Genomic DNA, 22,653 nt, shown 5'->3' with positions numbered 1-22,653 from the left:
AGATACCGATCCGTTCCCTCGGCCGCCGCGATGGCCGGGGTGCCGTCCGGTCTTGCCTTGCGGCGGGCCGCGGCGACGCCGCCCCTGTCGCCACCCCTGTTCGGGCACGGACCCCAAGTAACGGACTCCATAAGGGAGAACAGCGCGATGACCTCACTGGCACAGTGCACAGACACCTTCGATGTCGTCGTGGTCGGCTCCGGCGCGGGCGCCATGACCTCGGCGATCTTCGCCGCCGACCAGGGGCTCTCGACCCTGGTGATCGAGAAGAGCGACAAGTACGGCGGCACCTCGGCGCTGTCGGGCGGCGGCATCTGGATTCCCAACAACCCGCATTTTCGCGCCAAGGGCGGGCATGACGGCCGCGAGGAGGCGCTGCGCTACCTGCAGGCCGCCACCGAGGGCCGGGTCGAGCCCGAGCGCCTGGACGCCTACCTCGATAACGCGCCGCGGATGATCGAGGAACTCGAGGCCTGCAGCCGGGTGCGCTACGCGGTCGCCGACAAGTACCCCGACTACTATCCGCACCTGCCGGGCGCCCTGGCGGGCGGCCGGACCCTGGACCCGGAGCTGTTCGACACCAGTGTGCTCGAGGAGGAGCTCGAGCACCTGCGCCCGGCCTCGCCCTCGACGCTGCTGATGGGGCGGATCGCCTGGACGGCCCGCCACGCCCACAAGGCCATGGCCCGCGAGCGAGGCTGGCGACTGATGATCCTGTGGCTGATGGCGCGCTACAAGTTCGACCTCAAGTGGCGCCGTCGCAGCAAGCGGGATCGCCGCTCGGCGCTGGGCCACGCCCTGGTCGCTTCGCTGCGCCGCTCGCTGATGGATCGCCAGGTGCCGCTGTGGCGCAACACCGACTTTCGCGAGCTGATCCAGGAGGAGGGGCGCGTCGTCGGGGTGGTGGTCGAGCGCGATGGCCAGACCTTGAATATCCGCGCCAAGCAGGGCGTGATCCTGGCCTCCGGCGGCTTCGAGCAGAATCCCGCCCTGCGCGAGCGCTACCTGCCCACGCCCAGCCGCCGGGAGTGGAGCGCCACGCCGCCCGGCAACAACACCGGCGCCGCCCTGGAGGCCGGGCAGGCGGCGGGGGCGGCCACCGCGCTGCTCGAGCGCGCCTGGTGGGCGCCGACCATCAGCGTGCCGGGCGAGGACAAGGCCCGCGGCGTGTTCGCCGAGCGCGCCTTCCCTGGAGCCATCGTGGTCAACGGCGAGGGACGGCGCTTCGTCAACGAGGCCGCGCCCTATCTCGAGTTCGTCGACGCCATGTACCGCGACAACGCGGCCACCGAAGGGAAGAGCATCCCCGCCTGGGTGATCTTCGACGGCCATTTTCGCTTCCACTACGCCATGGGCCCGCTGATGCCGGCCCAGATCAAGCCGGATAGCCGCCTGCCGGCCCAGTGGCGCGACCGCGTCTACTGGAAGGCTGACAGCCTGGCGGACCTGGCCTCGCAGATCGGCGTGGATCCAGGCGGTCTCGAGGCGAGCGCCGAACGCATCAACGACTTCGCCCGCACCGGCCAGGACCTGGACTTCGAGCGCGGCGGCAACGTCTTCGATCGCTACTACGGCGACCTGAACGTCACGCCCAATCCCTGCCTGGCGCCCCTGGCCAAGCCGCCGTTCTACGCCATGCGCCTCGACGCCGGCGACATCGGCACCAAGGGTGGGCTCTCGACCAACGCCCGCGCCCAGGTGGTACGCGAGGACGCCACGCCCATCGAGGGCCTCTACGCCATCGGCAACTGCTCGGCCTCGGTGATGGGCAATGCCTATCCCGGCGCGGGCTCGACCCTGGGGCCGGCCATGACCTTCGGCTACATCGCCGCCCGGCATATCGCCGAGCAGCGTGACGCAGTCCATGAACCGGCGTCGGCCGACGCCTTCGACGATGCATCCAGCGATGCAGCGGGAGGTGCCCGATGAGCGCGCGGATGCAAGGCAAGGTCGCGCTGGTCACCGGCGGCGCCAGCGGCGTGGGGCGCGCCGTCGCCACCCAGATGGTGCGCGAGGGGGCCCGGGTGGTGGTGGCCGATATCGACCGCGAGGCCGGTGAGGCGCTCGCCGATGCGCTGGGGGAGGCGGCCAGCTTCGTGGCCCTGGACGTGGCCTCGCCGGAGGACTGGCGGGCGGCCATGGCCGAGGTGGAGGCCCGCCACGGACGTCTCGATGCCCTGATCAACAACGCCGGCATCCTCCTTCCCGGCTCCATCGAGGAGGCGAGTCTCGAGGACTGGCGCCGGACCATGACGGTCAACGCCGACGGCGCCTTCCTGGGCTGCCAGGCGGCGTTGCCGCTGCTGGCGCGACAGGGCGGGGCGATCGTCAATCTCTCCTCGGTGGCCGCGCTGGGCGGTATCGACGACTACCTGGCCTATTCCGCCTCCAAGGGCGCGATCGCGGCGATGACCCGCACCATCGCCGCCCACTGCCGGCGGCGCAAGACCCGCATTCGCTGCAACTCCGTGCACCCCGACGGCGTGCTCACGCCGATGAGCGCGCGCGCCTATCCGCCCGGCGTCGATCCGGCGGACTTCACCATCGACCGCGATCCCATGCATCGGGTCTGCCTGCCCGAGGACGTGGCCGCGGCCATCGTCTTCCTGGCCAGCGACGAGGCCCGCGCGATCAACGGCATCGAGCTGCGCGTCGACAGCGGCCAGACGGTGATGAGCCTGTGAGTGAAGAGCCTAGGAGTGACGAATCCATGAATCGCAATGATCCGCCAAGCCACGATGACGCCGCGGCGCTCGAGGTGGCGAGCATTCCCGCCCTGGTGATGGCCGCCGCCGAGCGCTTCGCCGGCACCCCTGCGCTGGAGGCGCCGGGACGGCGCATCGACTACGCCGAGCTGCCCGAGGCGGCGCTGGCGGTGACCCGGGCGCTGATGACTCACGGCATCGACAAGGGCGACCGGGTGGCGATCTGGGCGCCCAACGACATCGACTGGGTGCTGGCGGCGCTGGGCATTCACCTGGCCGGGGCCGTGCTGGTGCCGCTCAATACCCGCATGAAGGGCGGTGAAGCCGAGGACATCCTGGCCCGCAGCGGCGCCCGGCTGCTGTTCTCGGTGGGGGACTTCCTCGGCGTCGACTACCCGGCGATGCTCGACGGCCGATGGCCGCAGAGCCTCGAGACTCTGGTGGTGATCGGCGAGGACGTCGCCGAGGCGCGGCCGGGTGTTCGCTCCCTGGCGGCCTTCCTGGCCGAGGGCGAGGCCGTCGATGAGGCCGCGGCCCGGGCCCGGGCGGCATCGGTAGGGCCCGAGGACCTCTCGGATCTGCTCTTCACCTCGGGCACCACCGGGCGTCCCAAGGGGGTGATGAGCGGCCACGGCCAGAACCTGCGCGCCTTCGCTGAGTACGTGCGGGTGATCGGCCTTGGCCGGGGCGATCGCTACCTGATCGTCAATCCCTTCTTCCACGCCTTCGGCTACAAGGCCGGCTGGCTCTCCTGCCTGCTGGCCGGGGCGACCATTCTGCCCCAGACCACCTTCGACGCCGACGCGGTCCTTGCGCGCATCGCCCGGGATCGGATCAGCGTGCTGCCCGGGCCGCCGACGCTCTACCTGTCGCTGCTGGCGCATCCGCGGCTGGCCGAAGCCGATCTCTCGAGCCTCAGGGTCGCCGTGACCGGCGCCGCCACCATTCCGCCGGTGCTCATCGAGCGCATGCGCGATGAGCTCGGCTTCGCGGTGGTGACCACCGCCTATGGCCTCACCGAGTGCGGCGGGCTGGCGACCATCTGTGATCCCGCCGATGCGGCCGAGACCATCGCCACCACCAGCGGCACGCCGATCGCCGGCACCGAACTGGCGATCCTCGATGAGGCGGGCCAGGCGCTGCCGGCGGGAGAGACCGGCGAGATCTGCCTGCGCGGCTTTCACGTGATGCAGGGCTACTTCGAGAATCCCGCCGCCACCGCCGAGGCCATCGACGCCGCCGGCTGGCTGCACACCGGCGACGTCGGCCGCTGCGACGCCGCGGGCAACCTGCAGATCACCGACCGGCTCAAGGACATGTACATCGTCGGCGGCTTCAACTGCTATCCGGCGGAGATCGAGGCGATCCTGGCCACCCACCCGGACATCGCCCAGAGCGCGGTCATCGGCGTACCCGATCCGCGCCAGGGCGAGGTCGGCTGCGCCTATGTGGTGCCACGCGCCGGCCGGGCCCTGAACGAGGCCGGGCTGATCGCCTGGGCGCGGGACCAGATGGCCAACTACAAGGTGCCGCGCCATGTTCGCCTAATGGAGGCGCTGCCGGTGAACGCTGCCAACAAGGTCGACAAGGCGCAGCTGCGAGGCGCCTTCGAGGCCGGCTGAGGGCGGCGTCGACCGGGCTCTCGGGCCCGTTCAGGACATCCTATCGACGCAAAGACCCGCGCCATGGCGCGGGTCTTTGCTGTTTGCGTGGGTCTTGGCGTGGATCTCGGTGCGGGTCTTGGGGTGAGAGAGGTCGGCGGGAGCTCTCGCGAATCCCTCTAGCGCACTCCGACAGCGGCCTGCCGCGGCGTCTCGAGAGGGGCATCGGCGCGGGCGTACTCCATGGCGCCGAGGATCACGAAGGAAAGGGCGATATAGACGGCGTAGCGTTTCCAGGCGCTGATCATCGGGCATCTCCGGCGAGCATAGGGGGTGAGCGTCGGCCAGGCGCCGAACGGCATCGATCGGGTCTCATGGTCCAACAAAAACGCCCGCCCCGAAAGGGGCGGGCGTGGGAGCCGATCCGCGCGCGGGTCAGATCGTGCCGGCGGAGGCGTCCAGGGCGTGCTTGTCCGGTGCGGCGGCACGCTCCCGCCGCTCGACGCCCAGCCAACTGGCCAGGGCGGGGAGCAGGAAGATCGCCCCCAGCACGTTGACCAGGAACATGAAGGCCAGAAGGATCCCCATGTCGGCCTGGAACTTGAGCGCCGAGAAGGCCCAGGTGCCCACCCCCAGCGACATGGTCACGGCGGTGAAGACCGCGGCGGTGCCGCGCTGCTCCATGGCGCGATAGAAGGCCAGGCGCAGGCTGGCCCCGTGGGCCTGCATCTCGTGCTGCAGTCGCTCGTAGATGTAGATGCCGTAGTCGACCCCCACGCCGACGCCCAGGGCGATCACCGGCAGGGTGGCTACCTTGAGGCCGATCCCCAGCAGCGACATCAGGGCGTTGCACAGGATGCACACCAGCATCAGCGGCACCACCACGCACAGCACTCCGCGCCAGGAGCGAAAGGTCAGCCAGCACAGCAGCGAGATGGCGGCGAAGATCGAGATCAGCATCTGCGCCTCGGCATGCTCCACCGCCTCGTTGGTGGCCGCGGCGACGCCGGCGTTGCCGCCCGCCAGGCGAAAGGCCACCCGCTCGCTGTCGTTCTCGGCGATGAAGGCATCGATCTCGCCCACCACGTGCTTGAGGGTGGCATCCTCGTGGTTCTCCAGGAAGACCATCATGTTGATGGTGTCGCAGCTGGCGGTGTTCAGCCCGTTCTCCGGATTGGCCGCGCCGCTGCCCGCGCGCAGCGCCATCGGCGAGCGCTGCAGGGTCTGCCAGCGCGGGTTGCCCTCGTTGTTGCCCGAGACGTGCAGCCGGGCGAGGCCCGCCACGGTGGAGACCGACTCCACGCCGTCCACGCCGCGCAGGTGGAAGTCGAAGCGGTCCACGGCGTTGAGCACCCCCCAGTCGAGGCAGGCGTCGGTGACGCCCTGGGGCTCGACGTAGACCGACAGCACGTCCATGCCGATCGAGTACTCCTGGATGATCCGCGCGTTGTCGCGGTTGTAGCGGGAGTCCTCGCGCAGCTCCGGCACGCCGGAGCCGATGTCGCCGGTCAGCAGGTGCCGCGACTGGTAGGTGCCGCCGGCGAGCAGCACCAGCATCACCGCCAGGCTCACCAGCGCCGGGCCCGGGCGCGCCAGGGTGGAGACGGCCCACCACAGGCGATGCGGCCGGTCGTCGTCGCCGCTGTCGGTGCGCGCCACGCGTTCCAGCGTCAGGTGCGAGAGGATGATCGGCATGAACATCTTGTTGGTGACGATCATCAGCGCTACCCCGAGGCAGGCGGTGACCCCCAGCTCATGGACCATGGGAATGTCGATCAGCATGATCACCAGAAAGCCCAGCGCATTGGCCAGCAGGGCCACGCTGCCGGGGACCGCCAGGGTGCGAAAGGCCTCCTCGGCGGCGTCGATCGGCGTCGCCCCGGACAGCACCTCCTGCTTCCAGGCGTTGGTCATCTGCACGGCGTGGGAGACGCCGATCGAGAAGATCAGGAAGGGCACCAGCACCGACATGGGATCGATGCCGTAGCCGATCAGCGGCAGGATGCCGAGCAGCCACACCACCGGCAGCAGCGCCACGATCAGCGCCAGCAGGGTCAGCTTGAGGGAGCGGGAGTAGACCCACAGCAGGATCGCGGTGATCAAAAAGGCCGCGATGAAGAACATCATCACCGTGGTAAGGCCCGCCATGACGTCGCCCATCACCTTGGCGAAGCCGATGATCTGTACCTCCACGTCGGGCCCGGCGAGGGTCTGGCGGAGGTTCTCGAGGTGCTCGGCGACGGCGGCGTAGTCGGTCGGCTCGCCGGTCTCGGGATCGAACTCCAGCAGCTCCGCCTGCACCATGGCCGCGGTCTGGTCGTTGGAGACCAGGTTGCCGATCTGGCCGGACTTGGCGACGTTGGAGCGCACCTTGGCCAGGTCCTCGGCGTTGGCCGTGAAGCGCGAGGGGATCACCACCCCGCCCATGAAGCCGAACTCGGTCACCTCGACGTAGCGCACCTCGGGGCTGAACAGCGAGCGCACCGTGGTGCGGTTGACGCCCGGGGTGTAGTAGACCTCGTCGTGGGCCTGCTTGAGGGTCTCGAGGAAGTCGGCGTTGTAGATGTCGCCCTCGCCCTGCCACTCCAGGCTGACCATGACGCGGTTGGCGCCGGTGAAGGTATCGGCGTGCTCGTGGAAGGCCTCCATGAAGGCGTGGTCCTGGGGAATCAGCTTGGAGAAGCCGGCATCGAAGCGCGTCTGGGTGGCCGAGAAGCCCAGCGCGACGGTCATCGCCAGGAACAGCAGGCCGAGGGGCTTGCGGGCGCGGATCAGCAGGCGCGCGGCGCGCCTGACCAGACGCATGGTGAGCGTGGGTGTGCGTGTCGACATCATCAGGCTCCGGCGTCAGATGCGAGGAGGGGGAGGGCGTTGGCGAGCTCGGCCTGCGACTGCCCGGCGATGCGCTGCAGGCCGTCGTTGCTGGTCAGCAGCCAGTCGCCGTCAGCGGTGAGCGCCAGGTCGGTCAGGGTCCGCTTGCCCTGGCGGCGCACCACCGAGAAGCTGCGTCCTCGGTCGTGGCTCGCCAGCACGGTGCCGCCCTGGCCTGCCAGCAGCAGGGTGCCACCCGGCAGCCTCAGGTCGGCGAACAGCGAGAGTGGCAGGTCCAGGGGCACGGCCTGCCAGCTGGCGCCGTGATCCTCGGAGCGGAAGACGTTGCCGCGCATCCCGTAGGCCACCCAGGTGGCCTCGCCGAGATGGCGGGCGCCGTAGAGCGAGCCCTCGTAGAAGGCGGGGATCGGCGCCCAGCTCTGGCCGCCGTCGAGGGAGCGAAACGCCGTGCCGGCCTCGCCGACGATCAGCCAGTGGCGGCCGTCTTCGGCGGGGCGGATCGCGTTGAGGTGCCAGTCGGTGTTGCCGGGAATCGAGACCGGCTGCCAGCTCAGCCCGCTGTCGTCGGAGGCAAGCACACGGCCGAAGGCGCCCACCGCCATCCAGCGTCCGGAGGGCAGCTGGGCGAGGTCCAGCAGGGGCACGCCGCGCTCGGTGTCGAAGGCGACCTCCTGCCAGTGACGGCCGCCGTCCTCGGTGCGCAGGATCCAGCCCTCGTGGCCGATGGCCAGGCCGTGTCGCCCGTCGTCGGAGAAGCGCAGCCGAGTGATCAGGGCGTGCCGCTGGGTCGACAGCTCGGCGCGCTCCCACTGCTCGCCGCCGTCGCGGGAGATCAGGATGTGGCCGAGCTCGCCGGCCGTCACCAGACCGGCGGCGGTCTCGACGATGGCGTTGAGCTGCATGTCGTGCACCGGAATGTGGGAATCGTCGAGCGCAGGCGTCGTTCGCGGCGAGAAGGCAAAGATGCCGGCGGCCGCCACGATCAGGGTGATCAGGAGTCCTACCGAAGTTCGCATGTCGTGCCTCACTTGTTGTTGTCGAGGGCCTCGGGGAAGGCGTCGCTTCCTTGTCGGATTATTGGCGACTCACAGCCGGTGACATCGTCCAAACGAGCTACGCCCGGTGGGGGCTCGGCGTTAGTCCGTATTGACGATGAGCAGCTGTCGGACGCGTGTAACGCTCAGCGTGCAGGTCGCCGCTCACCATCCGGAGGCGACGGCTGGTGCAGCATTCCGACAGCATGAAGAGGGTTCGAGAGATGGGTGTTCTGAGCGAGAAGCACATGACGGGCGCGCAGCATGAGGACTTCATGACCGTGGAGGCGGTCGAGCTGCTGAAGGCGGCTCGTGCGCTGGTGCCGCGCCTGGCCGAGCGTGCCCGGGAAGCCGAGGAGCAGGGCCTGGTGCCGAGGGAGACGATTCGCGAGATGCAGGAGGCCGGGCTGTTCCGCGTGCTCCAGCCGCGGCGCTGGGGCGGCTTTGAACTCGATCCGCGGGTCTTCTACCGGATCCAGATGACCCTGGCCGAGGGCTGCATGTCCACGGCCTGGATCTATGGCGTCATCGGCGTGCACAACTGGCAACTGCCGCTGTTCCCCGAGCAGGCCCAGCAGGAGGTCTGGAGTGAGGACAGCGCCACCCTGATCGCCTCGACCTACATGCCGGTAGGCAAGGCCGAGCCCGTCGAGGGCGGCTATCGCTTCTCCGGGCGCTGGGGCTTCTCCAGCGGCGTCGAGCACTGCGAGTGGATCCTGCTGGGGGGCCTGCTGCCCAAGCTGGGCGGTTCGGGCGAGCTCGAGCACACCACCTTCCTGCTGCCCCGCGCCGACTTCGAGATCGTCGAGAACTGGGACGTGCACGGCCTGCGCGCCACCGGCAGCCACGACATCGTGGTCGAGGACGCCTTCGTGCCGATGCACCGCACCCAGCGCACCAACAACCACAGCGACGAGGGTTGCCCGGGGCGCGCGATCAACGACGGCTGGCTGTATCGCATCCCCTTTACCCAGGTCTTCCAGCGCGCCGTCTCCTCGGCCTGCATCGGAGCGCTCGACGGCGCCATCGCGGCGTTTCGCGAGCGGGCCAGCGCCCATGTCGGCAAGCACGGCGCCAAGACCGCCGAGGATCCCAACGCCCAGCTGGCGGTCACCCAGGCGATGCTGACCAGCGACCAGCTCAAGCTGGTGCTGATTCGCAACTATCAGGACATCGCCGACCACGCCCACAGCGGCGAGGCCATGGACGTGGAGACGCGGCTGTTGCAGCGCGCCCAGTCCTCCCAGGTGCCCAAGGTGTGCGCCGAGCACGCCGACCAGCTGCTGCGCGCCTGCGCCGCCTCGGGGCTCTATCGCGGCAACCCCATCGAGCGCATCGTGCGCGATCTGCATCAGGCGCGCGGCCACATCGCCAACAACACCGATGCCTACGCCCGGGCCCACGGCGCGGTGCTGCTGGGGCTGCCCAACGCCGACCCCTTCGTCTGAACCTGCCTGCTCTGGTCACGGGAGAATCGCTATGGCCGCTTCGCGTTTCCAATCGCTGCGGGTGAGCCGCGTCATCGACGAGACCCACGATGCGCGCTCGCTGATCTTCGAGGTGCCGGCCTCGCTCGAGGCGGCGTTTCGCTATCGACCGGGCCAGTTCTTGACCCTGCGCCTGCCGGTGGGCGGGCGCACGCTGCTGCGCTGCTACTCGATGTCCAGCGCCCCGGGGCTCGATGACGCGCCCCGGGTCACCGTCAAGCGGGTCGTCGACGGCCGGGGCTCCAACTGGATCTGCGACCGGGTCCGCGCCGGCGACACCCTCGAGGTGATGGCCCCGGCGGGGCTCTTCGTGCCCGACTCGCTGGACGACGACCTGCTGCTCTGCGCCGGCGGCAGCGGCATCACCCCGGTGCTGTCGATTCTGCGCAGCGTGCTGCACCGGGGCCGCGGCCGGGTGCGGCTGATCTACGCCAACCGCGACGAGCGCTCGGTGATCTTCGCCCGGGAGCTCGATGAATTGCTGCGGGCCTTTCCCGAGCGCCTGCAGGTGATCCACTGGCTCGACTCGCTGCAGGGGGTGCCCTCGGTGCCCCAGCTGGCGTGGCTGGCCCGCTCCTGGGTGGGCGGTCGGGCCTTCATCTGCGGGCCCGGCCCCTTCATGGATGCGATGCTCACCGCGCTGGACGTGGCCGGCATGCCGGCCGAGCGGGTCCACGTCGAGCGCTTCCAGTCGCTGCCCGACGAGGACGAGGTCGTGACGGCGCCGCCCCAGGCGGCTCTGGCGCCGACGGTCGAGCAGGCGCAGATCGCCGTGGAGATCGGCGGGGAGGTTCATGAGTTCGCCTGCGGCGGCGAGGAGACCCTGCTCGAGGCGGCCGAACGGGCCGGCCTGGAGCTGCCGTACTCCTGCCAGGCGGGCATGTGCGCCTCCTGCGTCTGCCAGGTGGTGGAGGGAGAGGTCGCGCTGCGCCACAACGACGTGCTCGACCAGCGCGATCTGGACCGGCGCATGACGCTGGGCTGCCAGGCGGTACCCACCAGCGAGCGGCTGCGGGTGCGCTATCTGTGAGGGCGAAGGCCTAGTCTCCATGGACGATGGCGGCCGCCCGGCCCGGCCCTAGGGTGGACTCAGGCGATGGCGGCGGCTCGCCGCCGCCATAGCCCAACCATTGTGCACGGCAAGAGGGGGACAAGATGACGACGGATCTCAACGACCGGGTGGCGTTCGTGACCGGTGGCGGCAGCGGCATCGGCGAGGCCACGGCGCTGCTGCTCGCCGAGCGGGGGGCGCATGTGGTGGTCACCGGGCGTCGCCGCGACCCGCTCGATGCGGTGGTCGAGCGCATCCACACCGCCGGCGGTCGCGGCGAGGCGCGGGTGGTGGACGTCAGCGACGAGGCCGGCTTCGTGGCCGCCCTGGAGCAGGTCGCCGAGCAGCACGGGCGGCTCGACATCCTGGTCAACAACGCCATGGCCTTCAACTGGGGGCCGCTCGAGGAGATGACCACCGAGCAGTGGCACGAGAACTTCACCACCACCGTCGACGGCACCTTCTGGGGCACCCGTACGGCGCTCTCGCTCATGAAGGCGCGGGGCGGGGCGATCATCAACCTGGCCTCGATCTGCGGCGAGCTGGGTACCGCCTGGATGGCCGGCTACTCAGCCTCCAAGGCCGCGGTGATCAACTTCTCGCGGGCCGCCGCTGCCGAGGGCGCCGCCCACGGGGTGCGCGTCAACGTGGTGGTGCCGGCGGTGGTCGAGACGCCGGCCACCGAGGGCATGCTCGCCGACGACGCCACCCGGCGCAGCACCGAGAAGCTGATCCCCATGGGGCGGGTCGGGCGGCCGGAGGAGCTGGCCGCCGCCATCGCCTTCCTGGCCAGCGACGACGCCTCCTACATCACCGGCGCGACCCTGCCGGTGGACGGCGGCCGCGGGGCCGTGCTGATCACGGCGATCGACTGAGCGAGCCCGGGAGGAGATGGAATGACTACCTTGAACACCGAGGCCGCCCCGGCGGCGACCCGCGAGGCCCTGCTGGCCCCCCTGCGGCTGGGCGCGCTGTCGCTGCCCAACCGCGTGGTGATGGCGCCCATGACCCGCAATCGCGCCGAGGCCGACGGCGTGCCCAGCGACATTATGGTCGACTACTATGCCGAGCGCGCCGAGGCCGGGCTGATCATCGCCGAGGGTACCTGGCCCAGCGTCACCGGCCAGGCCTACTGCCGCCAGCCGGGCATCGAGACGCCGGCCCAGGTGGACGGCTGGCGCCGGGTCACCGAGGCGGTGCAGGCCCGGGGCGGACGCATCGCCCTGCAGATCATGCACGCCGGGCGCATCGGCAGTCGCCACATAAAGCCGGCCGGCGTCGAGACGGTGGCGCCCTCGGCGCTCCAGGCCGCCGGCGAGGTCTATACCGACGACGCGGGCATGCAGCCCTTCGATGCGCCCCGGGCGCTTGGCCGCGACGAGGTGCGGGGGGTCGTCGAGGAGCATCGCCGCGCCGCCCTCAATGCCCGGGAGGCGGGCTTCGACGCCGTCGAGCTGCACGTCACCAGCGGCTACCTGCCGATGCAGTTCCTGTGCTCGGGCAGCAATCATCGCGATGACGAATACGGCGGCAGCCTCGTGGGGCGGGTGCGCTTCGTGGTCGAGTGCCTCGAGGCCATGGCCGAGGCCGTCGGCGCCGACCGCGTGGGCCTGCGCATCAACCCCGGCAACACCTTCAACGACACCGCCGATGACGACCCGGCGGCGAGTCACGCCGAGCTGATTCGCCAGGCCGATGCCCTGGGCCTGGCCTACCTCCACGTGATGCGCTCACCGCTGCCGACGCTCGATGCCTTCGCCCTGGCCCGGGAGCGGTTTCGCGGGCCGCTGATCCTCAACGACGGCTTCGACCCCGACAGCGCCGACGCGGCGATCGCCGCGGGCGAGGGCGCGGCCGTCTCCTTCGCCCGCCACTTCATCGGTAATCCCGACCTCGTCCGGCGCATCCGCGACGGCCTGACCCTGGAGCGCTTCGATCGCAAGACCCTCTACACCCCCGGTCCCCGGGGCTACAGCGACTATCCCGTCGCCTGATGCGTTGGCCAGGCGTTGGCAGCGCCCAACGCCCGGTTTATGCTGACGTTCGCACTCTGGCGGGGCCACCCCGCATGATGGTGTGCCCCAAGCCGACAATGACAACGATACCGGGGTAGCAACTTGAGCACGCAACCACTGAATCTAGAGGCCTACGACAGGCTCTTGAGCGCCCTCTACGAGGCCTCCCAGGATAGCCACGCCTGGTCCGAGGCCCTGCAATTGATCCAGCAGGTCTTCGCCACCAACTACGTCACCCTGATCCTCAAGGTGCCCGAACATAATGAGATGGGCCTGATGGTCGCGGTCGGCGACATCGAGGGGGCCGGCACCATTCGCTACTTCCCCTACCAGCAGACCGCCACGCCCTTCGTCAACCAGCTCGCCGACAAGGTGTTCACCGTCGACGACATCATGAGCGAGCAGGAGTGGCGCGAGAGCTCCTATCGCCGCCACTGGTGCGCCCAGCACGACGCCTATCACGTCATGGGCGTGGACATCTCCACCCCCGAGGCCGGCCGCCTGCGCTTCCGCCTGACGCGTCCGGAAGCGGCACCGCCCTTCGACGCCGAGGATCGCCGCCTCTGCGAGATGCTGCTGCCGCACCTGCGTCGCGCGCTGATCATTCACAACATGCTCGACCGCAGCGAGTCGATGGGTTCGCTCTACTCCCAGGCTATCGATCGGCTGTCGATCGCCACGATCATCGTCGACGAGTCCGGCAAGGTCCTCGATCGCAACCCCTTCGCCAACGAGGTGCTGGGCAGTGGCGACGGCCTCAAGGTGGTCGGGGGGCGGCTGGAGGCCTTCTACCCGAGCGACAATAAGGAGCTGCGCCGGCTGATCCGCCAGGCCTTCGCCGACGACGACCAGGGCGGCGCGCCCAAGGTGCCCGAGGCGATGTCCATCACTCGCCCCTCCGGCGAGGTGAGCCTGGGGGTGGTGGTGGAGCCGATTCCCGGCAGCACCTGGGCGGCCGGCAAGGGTCAGCCGGCGGCGATGATCTACGTTCGCGATGCGGTAGGGCCCTCCCAGGCCAGCAGCGAGGTGGCGCGCAAGCTGTTCGGCCTCACGCCGGCGGAGACCGGCCTCTCGATGCAGCTGGCCAACGGCCTGTCGCTGGAGGAGGCCGCCGAGGAGCTCGGTATCCGTCGCAACACGGCCAGGGCACACCTGCGCTCGATCTTCTCCAAGACCGGCGTGCGCCGCCAGACCGAGCTGGTGCGCATCTTCCTCAACAGCATCGCGCCCCTGGGCAGGGAGAGCGAGGTGGTCTAGCGCGATTCACCTCACCGTCTCCGTGCTGGCCCGCCCTCGTCCGATTGCGGGATGTCCGGCCCCCCGCCGTCGTCGACCATGAGATGACCTTGTCGCATGGGAGACGACGGATGAGACCAGTAGCCTTCATCAGCGGCGCGAGTCGCGGCATCGGGCGCGAGACCGCCATCGCCTTCGCCCGCGCCGGCTTCGATATCGCCATCAGCGCCCGCACCGTGACGCCGGGGGAGGTGCATGCCCACGCCGTGCGCCACGCCGACGGGCGCGCCCTGGCGGGCAGCCTGGCCGACACCGCCGAGGCCGCTCGCGCCTTCGGCGGCGCGGTGCTGCCCCTGCGCATGGACCTGCTCGACGAGGCCTCGCTGCGCCAGGCCGCGCGGGAGGCGATCGGTCACTTCGGCCGCCTCGACGTGCTGATCAACAACGCCCTCTACCAGGGCGAGGATCTCAACCGACCCTTCCTGGAACTCGAGACCCAGACCCTGACCCGAGTAGCCCAAGGCTATCTGATCGCGCCCTTCCTGCTCGCCCGCGAGCTGGTGCCCACCATGCTCGAGCAGGGCGGGGGCACGGTAATCAACATCACCTCGGGGGCCGGCGAGTGCGACCCGCCGGTTCCGGCCGGGCAGGGCGGCTGGGGCTATGCCTACGGCGCCGGCAAGGCGGCGGTGTCGCGCTTGTCGGGGATCCTCGCGCGGGAGCTCGGCGAGCGGGGCATCCGGGCCTACACCGTCAACCCGGGGGTGGTGGCCACGGAGACCCTCGAGGCGACCCTCGGCGAGCAGGGCGTGCACGCCCTGGGCCACCGGGCGGCGCCGCCGACGCTGCCCGCAGCGGTGCTGCTGTGGCTCGCCACCTCGCCCGAGGCGCCGGCGCACCAGTACCGCACCCTGCACGCCCAGCCCTTTGCCCGCGAGCAGGGCATCGTCGTTGAGTGAGGCCTGAGGTTTCGCGACAAACGACGACGGGGCGGATCCGTCGTCCCGACCCCGGTGCCTCTGGCAACCGGGACCATGTTAGAGAGGCCTCAGGCCATCAGGCCGCCGCCGTTGAGGGCGTGCACCTGGCCAGTGACCCAGCCTGCCTCCTCGGCGGCCAGGTAGGCGACGCCGGCGCCGACGTCCTCGGGGCTGCCGGCGCGGCCCACGGGCGTGCCCTTGCGGGCCATGGCCTCGGCGCCTTCCCCGTTGTTCATGATGCCCAGCGATAGCGCGTTGACCGTCACGCCCTGGCGGCCGGTCTCCGCCGCCAGCTGGCGCACCAGGCCCACCACCCCGGCCTTGGAGGCGGCATAGGCGGCGATGCCCATGGGCACCCCGGCGCGCCAGGACTCCGAGGTGATGGCGATGACCCGCCCCCAGCCCTGCTCCAGCATGCCGGGCAGCACCGCGTGGCAGCCGTTCATCAGCCCGTAGAGGTTGAGGTCGATGAAAGGCGCCCAGTCCGCCGGCGAGGAGTCCACGAAGCGCCCATAGTTCATGCCGTTCGGGGGCACCCCGGCGTTGGAGACGTAGATGTCGAGCCCGCCGAAGTGGCGCCGCACCTCGTCGACCATCGCCTTGACCTGGGCGTGGTCGGTGACGTCGGCGGGCACGGCCAGGGCCTCGGCGCCCTCGGCGGTAAGGATCGCCGCCGCCTCCCGGGCGCGCTCGGGATAGAAGTCGTTGACGGCGATCCGGGCGCCCTGGCGCGCCAGGGTGCGGGCGATTCCCAGGCCCATGCCGCGGCCGGCGCCGGTCACCAGCGCCGTGCGCCCGGCCTGGGAAAACAGGGTCGTGCTCATCGCGTGCTCCTCTTTTTGTGACGATCCATCGGTGAAGGTCTGTCCTTGAGGATCAGCGGGACCTTCCGTGTGAACGGGCGGGGCGGCTCAGCGCCCCTGGAACTCGGGGTGGCGCTTGTCGAGGAAGGCCTGCATGCCCTCGCGCTGGTCCCGGGAGGCGAACAGCAGCGCGTTGGCCTTGCGCTCCAGCGCCAGGGCGCTGTCCAGCGAAGCGTCCATCCCGGCGAGGATCACCTCCTTGATCTGCTCCGCGGCCAGCGGCGGCATGCGGGCGATGCCCCGCGCCATGCCAAGGGCGGTATCGAGCACCTCGTCATCGGCGACCAGCTCGCTGACCAGCCCTGCGACCCAGGCCTCCCGGGCGGTGATCGGCTTGCCGGTCAGCGCCATCTGCATCGCCTTGGCCTTGCCCATTGCGCGCACCAGTCGCTGGGTGCCGCCGATGCCGGGCATGATGCCGATGCGGATCTCGGGCTGGCAGAAGCTCGCGCCCTCGCCGGCGACGATGATGTCGGCGAGCATCGCCAGTTCGCAGCCGCCGCCGAAGGCGTAGCCGCACACCGCGGCCACCACCGGCTTGGGGCAGTGGCGGATGGGGCCCCACAGCCGCTCGGTGTGGCGCTGGTAGATCTCGATGGGATCGGCGTCGATCAGCCCGGTGATGTCGCCCCCGGCGGCGAAGACCTCGCTGCCGCCGGTCAGCACGATGCAGCGGATCCCGGGGTCGACGCTCAGTTCCTGGAAGTGGCGGGAGAGCAGTTCCTGCAGCGGGAGGCTCAGGGCATTGGTGGCTTCGGGCCGGTTCAGGCGTACCACGGCCACGCCGTTGTCGTGGCGTTGCACGACGACGGACGGGCCTTTGAGAGGAATCTCGGACATCGGTCGATCTCGCGTAGTAGGGCGGGGCACTGGCTCGAAGTGTTTCCGCTCGGCCGGGTGACCAGCATCGTCCGTTCAGACGAAGAGCCCCACGTCAGGCGCCTCATAGACTGGATCCACAGCTTGGTGGAGAGGGGAGAACGACATGTCCATGGAGAGCGCGCTGCGCTTCGATGAACGGGTGGTGCTGGTGACCGGCGGGACGCGCGGTATCGGGGCCGGCATCGCCGGCAGCTTCCTGGCCGCCGGGGCGCACGTCATCGTCTGCGGTCGCAAGGCCCCTGAGGCGCTGCCCGGGGCGGGCGGTCGCGAGGCGGAGTTCATCGCCGCCGACGTGCGCGACGGCGACTCGCTGGCGGCGCTGTTCGACGAGATCGAGACTCGCTACGGCCGGCTCGACGTGCTGATCAACAATGCCGGCGGTAGCCCCATGGCGTCCGCGGCGGACGCCTCGCCGCGGTTCCACGAGGCGATCCTGCGGCTCAACCTCATCGCGCCGCTGCACGTCGCCCAGTGCGCCAACCGGCTGATGCAGAAGCAGTCGACCGGCGGCGCCATCGTCTTCGTCGGCAGCATCAGCGCGCTGCGCGCCTCGCCGGGCACCGCCGCCTACGGCGCCGCCAAGGCGGGCGTGCTGTCGCTGGTGCAGTCGCTGGCCGTGGAGTGGGCGCCGAAGGTGCGGGTGGTGGCGGTCAGCCCCGGGCTCGTGCGCACCGAGCAGTCGCACCTGCACTACGGCGACGAGGCGGGCGTCGAGGCCGTCGGTGCCACCATTCCGGCGGGGCGCCTGGCCGAGCCCGAGGAGATCGGCAACGCCTGCCTGTTCGTCGCCTCACCGCTGGCCGGCTATGCCAGCGGCTGCAACCTGCTGCTGCACGGCGGCGGCGAACGACCGGCCTTCCTCGATGCGCTCGGCGACACGCCGTGATCAATCAGCGGCCGCCCGCATCGGGGGGCCCGGAGATGCAGGAGACGACCTTGGCTGAACATGACTGGATGTCCGACGTGAGATCCCTGGTGGGCCGGCAGTACGGCCGCATCTACGCCTGGGATCGCGTCAACGAGGCGATGATTCGCCAGTGGTGCGAGATGATGGGGGTCGACAACCCCCTCTACACCGATACCGACTACGCCCGGAACACCGAGCACGGCGGCATCGTCGCCCCGCCGGCGATGCTGCAGGTGTGGTGCATGGAAGGCCCGGAGATGAACCACTATCCGCCGGGCTCCACCGACGAGGATCCTTATGAGGTGCTCAAGCTGATCGAGGCCCAGGGCTATCCCTCGGTGGTCGCGGTCAACTCCGAACTCGACTTCACGCGCTACGTCAGGGTGGGCGAGCGCCTCTACTACACCACCCGCCTCGAGGCGATCGGCGAGGAGAAGACCACCGCCCTGGGCACGGGCTTCTTCGTCACCCTGATCATGAGCTTCTTCTCCGAGCTCGAGGCTGGCGAAGACGAGAAGGTCGGCGAGATGCTGTTTCGCGTCTTCAAGTTCCGCCCCGCTGAGCGCCCGCAGACTCAGGCCGATGCCGTCGGCGAGCAGGCCAGCAAAGGCGAGAATGAGGCGGCGCCGGCGCCGATCCCCCGGCCCCGTCCCGGCATCAGCGACGATACCCGCTTCTTCTGGGAGGGCTGCCGCGATGGCGAGCTGCGCATCCAGCGCTGCACCGCCTGCGGCGAGCTGCAGCATCCGCCGGGGCCGGTCTGTTCGCACTGCCACTCCTTCGAGCTCGACAGCGTCGCGGTAAGCGGCAAGGGGCAGCTCTACTCCTTCGTGGTGATGCACTACCCCGAGGTGCCGCCCTTCGATACCCCCAACCCCATCGGGCTGATCGAGCTCGACGAGGGCGTGCGGCTGATCGCCGGCCTGGTCGACGTCGATCCCGGCGGCCTAGAGATCGGCCAGCGTCTGGAGGTCGAGCTGCGCCGCTTCGGCGACGACCTGACGCTCCCGTTGTTTCGGCCCGCGGCGGCTCGTGCCGACTGTGAATAGTCAGGAGGACTCATGGACTTTTCTTTGAACGAGGATCAGCGTGCCATCGCCGACATGGCCCGGGGCCTGTTCGCCGACCATGGCAGTGTCGAGCAGCTGCAGGCCTTCGAGGCCAGCGACGCGCCCTACATGGAGGCGCTCTGGCAGGACTGCCTGGAGACCGGCCTGCAGGCGCTGGCCCTGCCCGAGGCGGTGGGCGGCAGCGGCCTGGGCATCACCGAGCTGATGCTGGTGATGCAGGCCCAGGGCGAGGTGCTGGCCCAGGTGCCGCTATGGCGCCACCAGCTGGCCGCCGCCACTCTGGCGGAATTCGGCGACGCCGCCGACCTGCCGCTGGTGGAGGCCGCGGCCGCCGGCCATCGGCTCTTCACCCTGTCGCTGCACGATCTGTACGGCGGGCGCGGCCTCGGCCTGCGCGGCGAGCCCCATGCCGACGGCTGGCGGCTGACCGGCCGGGTCGGCACGCTGCCGCTGGGGGCCCAGGCCGCCGTGGCCCTGGTACCGGTCGCGCTCCCCGAGGGCGTGCGGCTGGTATGGCTGGATCCGCGAGATCCGAGCGTGCGCTGCCACGAGGGCGTGCTGACCCACGGCGAGACGGTGGCCGAGCTCGAGCTCGACGGCGCGATCGTCGCCGCCTCCCAGGTGCTGCCCGAGGCGGCGCTGGGTTGGCTCGAGGCGCGGGTCACCGTCGCCCTGGCGGCCCAGCAGCTCGGCGTCAGCGAGGCGCAGATCCGCCAGACCGTGGCCTACATCGCCGAGCGTCGCCAGTTCGACCGCACCATCGGCAGCTTCCAGGCCGTGCAGATGACCATGGCCGATGCGCAGATCGCCGTGGAGGCGCTGCGCTCGTCGCTGTGGCAGCTCTGCTACCGGCTCGACGCCGGCCTGGCGGCGCCCGCCGAGGCCCGCGCCACCGCCTACCTGGCCTGCGAGGCGGGCCATCAGGTCGGCCACAAGGCGCAGCACGTCCACGGCGGGACCGGCGTGGACCTGACCTACCCGATCTATCGCTACCTGTACTGGAGTCGTGCCCTGGGGATCGAACTGGGCGGCGCCAGTGCCGCTCTCGACAGCCTCGGCGACTGGCTGGCCCACCATGACACACTGGGATGGAAATATGACCTCGACGAACACCCGACGCTTTGACGACGTGCGTCCCGGCGAGACGCTGCCGGAGCTCGCGATCCCGATCACCGTGCCGCTGATCGCCGGTGGCGCCATCGCCACCCGGGACTACTTCCCCGGGCACCATGACAAGGACGCGGCCCGCGAACTCGGCTCGCCCCACGTCTTCATGAACATCCTGACCACCAACGGCCTGGTGCAGCGCTACGTCGAAGGCTGGGCCGGCCCCGGGGCGCGGCTCTCGGCGATGCGCCTCAAGCTCGGCGCGCCCAACTACCCTGGCGACACCATGACCTTCAGCGGCGAGGTGACCAGTCGCGACGCCGATCAGCGCCGCCTCGAGGTCACCTTCCAGGGCCGCAACGGCCTGGGCAAGCACGTCACCGGCACGGTCAGCGTCGTGCTGCCGGATCACAGGGAGGACACGCCATGATGGACGCCTCACTCGGCGGCCGGGCCGCCATCGCCGGCCTCGGCACCACCGAGTTCTCCAAGAACTCCGGGCGCACCGAGCTGCGCCTGGCCATGGAAGCGACCCTGGCGGCGCTCAAGGATGCCGGCATCGACCCCTCGGAGGTCGACGGCTTCAGCTCCTACTCCGTGGACAAGGTGCCGGAGTATGAGATGGCCCGCCTGCTCGGCTGCAAGCAGGTGCGCTTCTTCTCCCAGGTGCCCCACGGCGGCGGCGCGGCCTGCGCGCCGATCATGCACGCCGCCATGGCGGTGGCCACCGGCGCGGCCGACACCGTGGTGGTCTACCGGGCGATGAACGAGCGCTCCTGGTACCGCTTCGGCAGCGGCAGCTACGGCTTCGACTCCACGCCGATCTTCGAGAACGTCAACTACGGCTGGTACATGCCCCACGGCTTCCATACGCCGGCGGCCTGGGTGGGCATGTTCGCCCGGCGCTACATGCACGCCTATGGCGCCACCTCCGAGGACTTCGGCCGGGTGGCCGTGGCGGCCCGTGACTTCGCCGCCACCAACCCCAACGCCTTCTTCTACGAGAAGCCGATCACCCTGGCCGATCACCAGGCCTCGCGCTGGATCTGCGAGCCGCTGCACCTGCTGGACTGCTGCCAGGAGTCCGACGGCGCGGTGGCCATGGTGATCACCCGGGCCGATCGCGCCCGCGACCTGCCGGGCCAGGCGGTGACCATCAAGGCCGGCGCCCAGGGCATCGCCGACGGCCAGCAGGTGATGACCTCCTTCTACCGCGACGACATCACCGGCCTGCCGGAGATGGGCGTGGTGGCCCGCGAGCTCTATGCCCAGTCGGGGCTGGGGCCGGAGGCCTTCCAGACCGCGATCATCTACGACCACTTCACCCCCTTCGTGCTGCCGCAGCTCGAGGAGTTCGGCTTCGCCCGGCGCGGCGAGGCCAAGGAGTTCATACGTGAGGGCCATCATGCCCGGGGCGGCCGGTTGCCGATCAATACCCACGGGGGACAGCTCGGCGAGGCCTACATCCACGGCATGAACGGCGTGGCCGAGGCGGTACGCCAGGTGCGCGGCACCGCGGTCAACCAGGTCGACGATGTCGAGAACGTGCTGGTCACCGCCGGCACCGGGGTGCCCACCAGCGGCCTGATCCTGGGAACGGCATGAGGAGAACACCATGTTTGTCGATCTGACAGCCGAACAGCACGACCTGCGTTGCCGCGTGCGCGACTACTTCACCGGCCTGATGACCCCGGAGCTGCGCCAGCGGCTGCGCGGCAAGGAGGGCGGCGACGAGTTCCGCCAGGTGGTGCGCCAGATGGGCCAGGACGGCTGGCTCGCCGTGGGCTGGCCCAAGGAACACGGCGGCCAGGGGTTTGCGGCCACCGAGCAGCTGATCTTCTTCGAGGAGGCCAACATCGCCGGGGCGCCGCTGCCCTTCGTCACCATCAGCACGGTGGGCCCGGCGCTGATGGAGTTCGGTACCGAGCTGCAGAAGGAGCGCTTCCTGCCGGGCATCGCCGCCGGCGAGATCAACTTCGCCATCGGCTACTCCGAGCCCGACGCAGGCTCGGACCTGGCGACCCTCAAGACCTCGGCGCGCCTCGAGGACGATCACTTCGTGGTCAACGGCAACAAGCTCTGGACCTCGGGGGCCGACGCCGCCGACTTCATCTGGCTGGCGGCGCGCACCGATCCCGAGCGCCCGCGCCACAAGGGCATCTCGATCCTGATCCTCGATACCGCCGCCGAGGGCTTCTCCAGCACGGTGATCCCCACCTGCAGCAATCCCACCACGGCCACCTACTACGACAACGTGCGGGTGCCCCGTGAGATGCTGGTCGGCGAGCTGCACGGCGGCTGGCGGCTGATCACCTCCCAGCTCAACCACGAGCGGCTGGGGCTGGGCTCCTGGTCCGACAAGGTCGCGGGGCTCTTTCGTCGCGTCTTCCTGTGGGCGCGCAGCGCCGACGAGCAGGGCCGTCGGGCCATCGATCGCCCCTGGGTGCAGCGCGCCCTGGCGGAGTGCTACGCCCGGATCGAGGCCATGCGGCTGATCAACTTCCGCATCGCCGCGGATCTCGAGGCGGGGCAGATGGACGTGGCGCTGGCCTCGATCACCAAGGTCTACGGCTCGGAGTCCACCGTCGAGATCCTGCGTCGGTTGACCGAGGTGGTCGGTAGCGGGTCGCTGGTGCGCGAGGGCTCCGCCGCGGCGCTGCTGCTCGGCGAGCTGGAGTACGAGGTGCGCGCCGCGGTGACCCTGACCTTCGGCGGCGGCACCAACGAGATCCAGCGCGAGCTGATCGCCCAGTTCGGCCAGGGGCTGCCGCGCGGGCGGTAATCCATGAGCGGCCCGGGGGCAGGCCTTTGCAAAGGCGCTGTGAACACCTCCCTGGGCGCTACGTTTGCCATCCATGGCAAACGACCTTTGCGTCGACCTAC

At 70.2% G+C, this 22,653-nt stretch carries 20 protein-coding genes; 15 read left to right on the top strand and 5 right to left on the bottom strand.

Going from position 1 to position 22,653, the window contains the following annotated elements; translation table 11 throughout:
- Positions 1 to 147 precede the first annotated feature (147 nt).
- Genes ABE957_RS10795 through ABE957_RS10785 form a run of 3 tightly spaced genes read left to right on the top strand, consistent with a single transcriptional unit; the run spans position 148 to position 4,327 of the window.
- Positions 148 to 1,929: an FAD-binding protein gene (locus tag ABE957_RS10795; protein WP_349758697.1), complete on the top strand. Its 1,782-nt coding sequence runs from the start codon at positions 148 to 150 to the stop codon at positions 1,927 to 1,929.
- Complete coding sequence (locus ABE957_RS10790) at positions 1,926 to 2,684, top strand: glucose 1-dehydrogenase (protein WP_349758696.1); 759 nt, start codon at positions 1,926 to 1,928, stop codon at positions 2,682 to 2,684. The genes ABE957_RS10795 and ABE957_RS10790 overlap by 4 nt, the downstream gene beginning before the upstream one ends.
- Positions 2,685 to 2,710: 26 nt before the next feature.
- A complete protein-coding gene (locus ABE957_RS10785; protein WP_349758695.1) occupies positions 2,711 to 4,327 on the top strand; it encodes a FadD3 family acyl-CoA ligase in 1,617 nt (538 codons plus the stop codon).
- Positions 4,328 to 4,485: 158 nt separating this feature from the next.
- On the opposite strand, the gene ABE957_RS10780 is transcribed toward ABE957_RS10785, so the two are convergent.
- The 3 genes from ABE957_RS10780 to ABE957_RS10770 form a co-directional block, all read right to left on the bottom strand.
- Positions 4,486 to 4,614 carry a hypothetical protein gene (locus ABE957_RS10780; protein WP_349758694.1) on the bottom strand — a complete coding sequence of 43 codons (129 nt, stop codon included), beginning with the start codon at positions 4,612 to 4,614 and terminating at the stop codon, positions 4,486 to 4,488.
- 127 nt (positions 4,615 to 4,741) lie between these two features.
- Positions 4,742 to 7,138, bottom strand: a complete 2,397-nt coding sequence (locus ABE957_RS10775; RefSeq protein WP_349758693.1) for an efflux RND transporter permease subunit — start codon at positions 7,136 to 7,138, stop codon at positions 4,742 to 4,744.
- Positions 7,139 to 7,140: 2 nt separating this feature from the next.
- Positions 7,141 to 8,154 (bottom strand): WD40/YVTN/BNR-like repeat-containing protein, encoded by a 1,014-nt coding sequence (locus ABE957_RS10770; protein ID WP_349758692.1) that lies wholly within the window; start codon positions 8,152 to 8,154, stop codon positions 7,141 to 7,143.
- Between the two features lie 266 nt (positions 8,155 to 8,420).
- On the opposite strand from ABE957_RS10770, the gene ABE957_RS10765 reads away from it, so the two are divergent.
- From ABE957_RS10765 to ABE957_RS10740, 6 genes are all read left to right on the top strand, one after another.
- Positions 8,421 to 9,620, top strand: coding sequence for an acyl-CoA dehydrogenase family protein (locus ABE957_RS10765; RefSeq protein ID WP_349758691.1), 1,200 nt, complete (start codon positions 8,421 to 8,423; stop codon positions 9,618 to 9,620).
- A 31-nt stretch (positions 9,621 to 9,651) separates the two neighbouring features.
- Positions 9,652 to 10,689 carry a 2Fe-2S iron-sulfur cluster-binding protein gene (locus ABE957_RS10760; protein ID WP_349758690.1) on the top strand — a complete coding sequence of 346 codons (1,038 nt, stop codon included), beginning with the start codon at positions 9,652 to 9,654 and terminating at the stop codon, positions 10,687 to 10,689.
- Between the two features lie 125 nt (positions 10,690 to 10,814).
- A complete protein-coding gene (locus tag ABE957_RS10755) occupies positions 10,815 to 11,585 on the top strand; it encodes an SDR family NAD(P)-dependent oxidoreductase (RefSeq protein ID WP_349758689.1) in 771 nt (256 codons plus the stop codon).
- A 21-nt stretch (positions 11,586 to 11,606) separates the two neighbouring features.
- On the top strand, positions 11,607 to 12,704 hold the full coding sequence (locus tag ABE957_RS10750; RefSeq protein WP_349758688.1) for an alkene reductase: 1,098 nt from the start codon (positions 11,607 to 11,609) through the stop codon (positions 12,702 to 12,704).
- Between the two features lie 165 nt (positions 12,705 to 12,869).
- Positions 12,870 to 13,982, top strand: coding sequence for a helix-turn-helix transcriptional regulator (locus ABE957_RS10745; RefSeq protein WP_349758687.1), 1,113 nt, complete (start codon positions 12,870 to 12,872; stop codon positions 13,980 to 13,982).
- 110 nt (positions 13,983 to 14,092) lie between these two features.
- Positions 14,093 to 14,920 carry an SDR family NAD(P)-dependent oxidoreductase gene (locus ABE957_RS10740; RefSeq protein WP_349758686.1) on the top strand — a complete coding sequence of 276 codons (828 nt, stop codon included), beginning with the start codon at positions 14,093 to 14,095 and terminating at the stop codon, positions 14,918 to 14,920.
- Positions 14,921 to 15,009: 89 nt separating this feature from the next.
- Here ABE957_RS10740 and ABE957_RS10735 read toward each other — a convergent pair whose 3' ends face one another.
- Together ABE957_RS10735 and ABE957_RS10730 are read right to left on the bottom strand one after the other, a co-directional pair.
- On the bottom strand, positions 15,010 to 15,765 hold the full coding sequence (locus tag ABE957_RS10735) for an SDR family NAD(P)-dependent oxidoreductase (RefSeq protein WP_349758685.1): 756 nt from the start codon (positions 15,763 to 15,765) through the stop codon (positions 15,010 to 15,012).
- A gap of 87 nt (positions 15,766 to 15,852) precedes the next feature.
- A complete protein-coding gene (locus tag ABE957_RS10730; protein WP_349758684.1) occupies positions 15,853 to 16,644 on the bottom strand; it encodes an enoyl-CoA hydratase in 792 nt (263 codons plus the stop codon).
- Positions 16,645 to 16,789: 145 nt separating this feature from the next.
- Here ABE957_RS10730 and ABE957_RS10725 point away from each other — a divergent pair, with 145 nt between their 5' ends.
- From ABE957_RS10725 to ABE957_RS10700, 6 genes are read left to right on the top strand one after another with little or no spacing between them, the layout of a single operon-like run.
- Positions 16,790 to 17,572, top strand: a complete 783-nt coding sequence (locus ABE957_RS10725) for an SDR family oxidoreductase (protein ID WP_349758683.1) — start codon at positions 16,790 to 16,792, stop codon at positions 17,570 to 17,572.
- A gap of 50 nt (positions 17,573 to 17,622) precedes the next feature.
- Positions 17,623 to 18,642, top strand: a complete 1,020-nt coding sequence (locus ABE957_RS10720) for an OB-fold domain-containing protein (RefSeq protein ID WP_349758682.1) — start codon at positions 17,623 to 17,625, stop codon at positions 18,640 to 18,642.
- A gap of 12 nt (positions 18,643 to 18,654) precedes the next feature.
- Complete coding sequence (locus ABE957_RS10715) at positions 18,655 to 19,788, top strand: acyl-CoA dehydrogenase family protein (RefSeq protein WP_349758681.1); 1,134 nt, start codon at positions 18,655 to 18,657, stop codon at positions 19,786 to 19,788.
- Entirely contained in the window at positions 19,760 to 20,200 is a 441-nt protein-coding gene (locus ABE957_RS10710; RefSeq protein ID WP_349758680.1) for a MaoC family dehydratase, read from the top strand. Before ABE957_RS10715 ends, ABE957_RS10710 begins: the two co-directional genes overlap by 29 nt.
- On the top strand, positions 20,197 to 21,375 hold the full coding sequence (locus ABE957_RS10705) for a lipid-transfer protein (protein ID WP_349758678.1): 1,179 nt from the start codon (positions 20,197 to 20,199) through the stop codon (positions 21,373 to 21,375). Before ABE957_RS10710 ends, ABE957_RS10705 begins: the two co-directional genes overlap by 4 nt.
- A 10-nt stretch (positions 21,376 to 21,385) precedes the next feature.
- Complete coding sequence (locus ABE957_RS10700) at positions 21,386 to 22,552, top strand: acyl-CoA dehydrogenase family protein (RefSeq protein ID WP_349758676.1); 1,167 nt, start codon at positions 21,386 to 21,388, stop codon at positions 22,550 to 22,552.
- Positions 22,553 to 22,653: the final 101 nt, after the last annotated feature.

The organism is Halomonas pelophila, assembly GCF_040196315.1.
In the GTDB taxonomy this organism is placed as follows: Bacteria; Pseudomonadota; Gammaproteobacteria; order Pseudomonadales; family Halomonadaceae; genus Halomonas; species Halomonas pelophila.
Note: the sequence above shows the minus strand (reverse complement) of the source record. Positions and strands in the feature narration are given on the sequence as shown.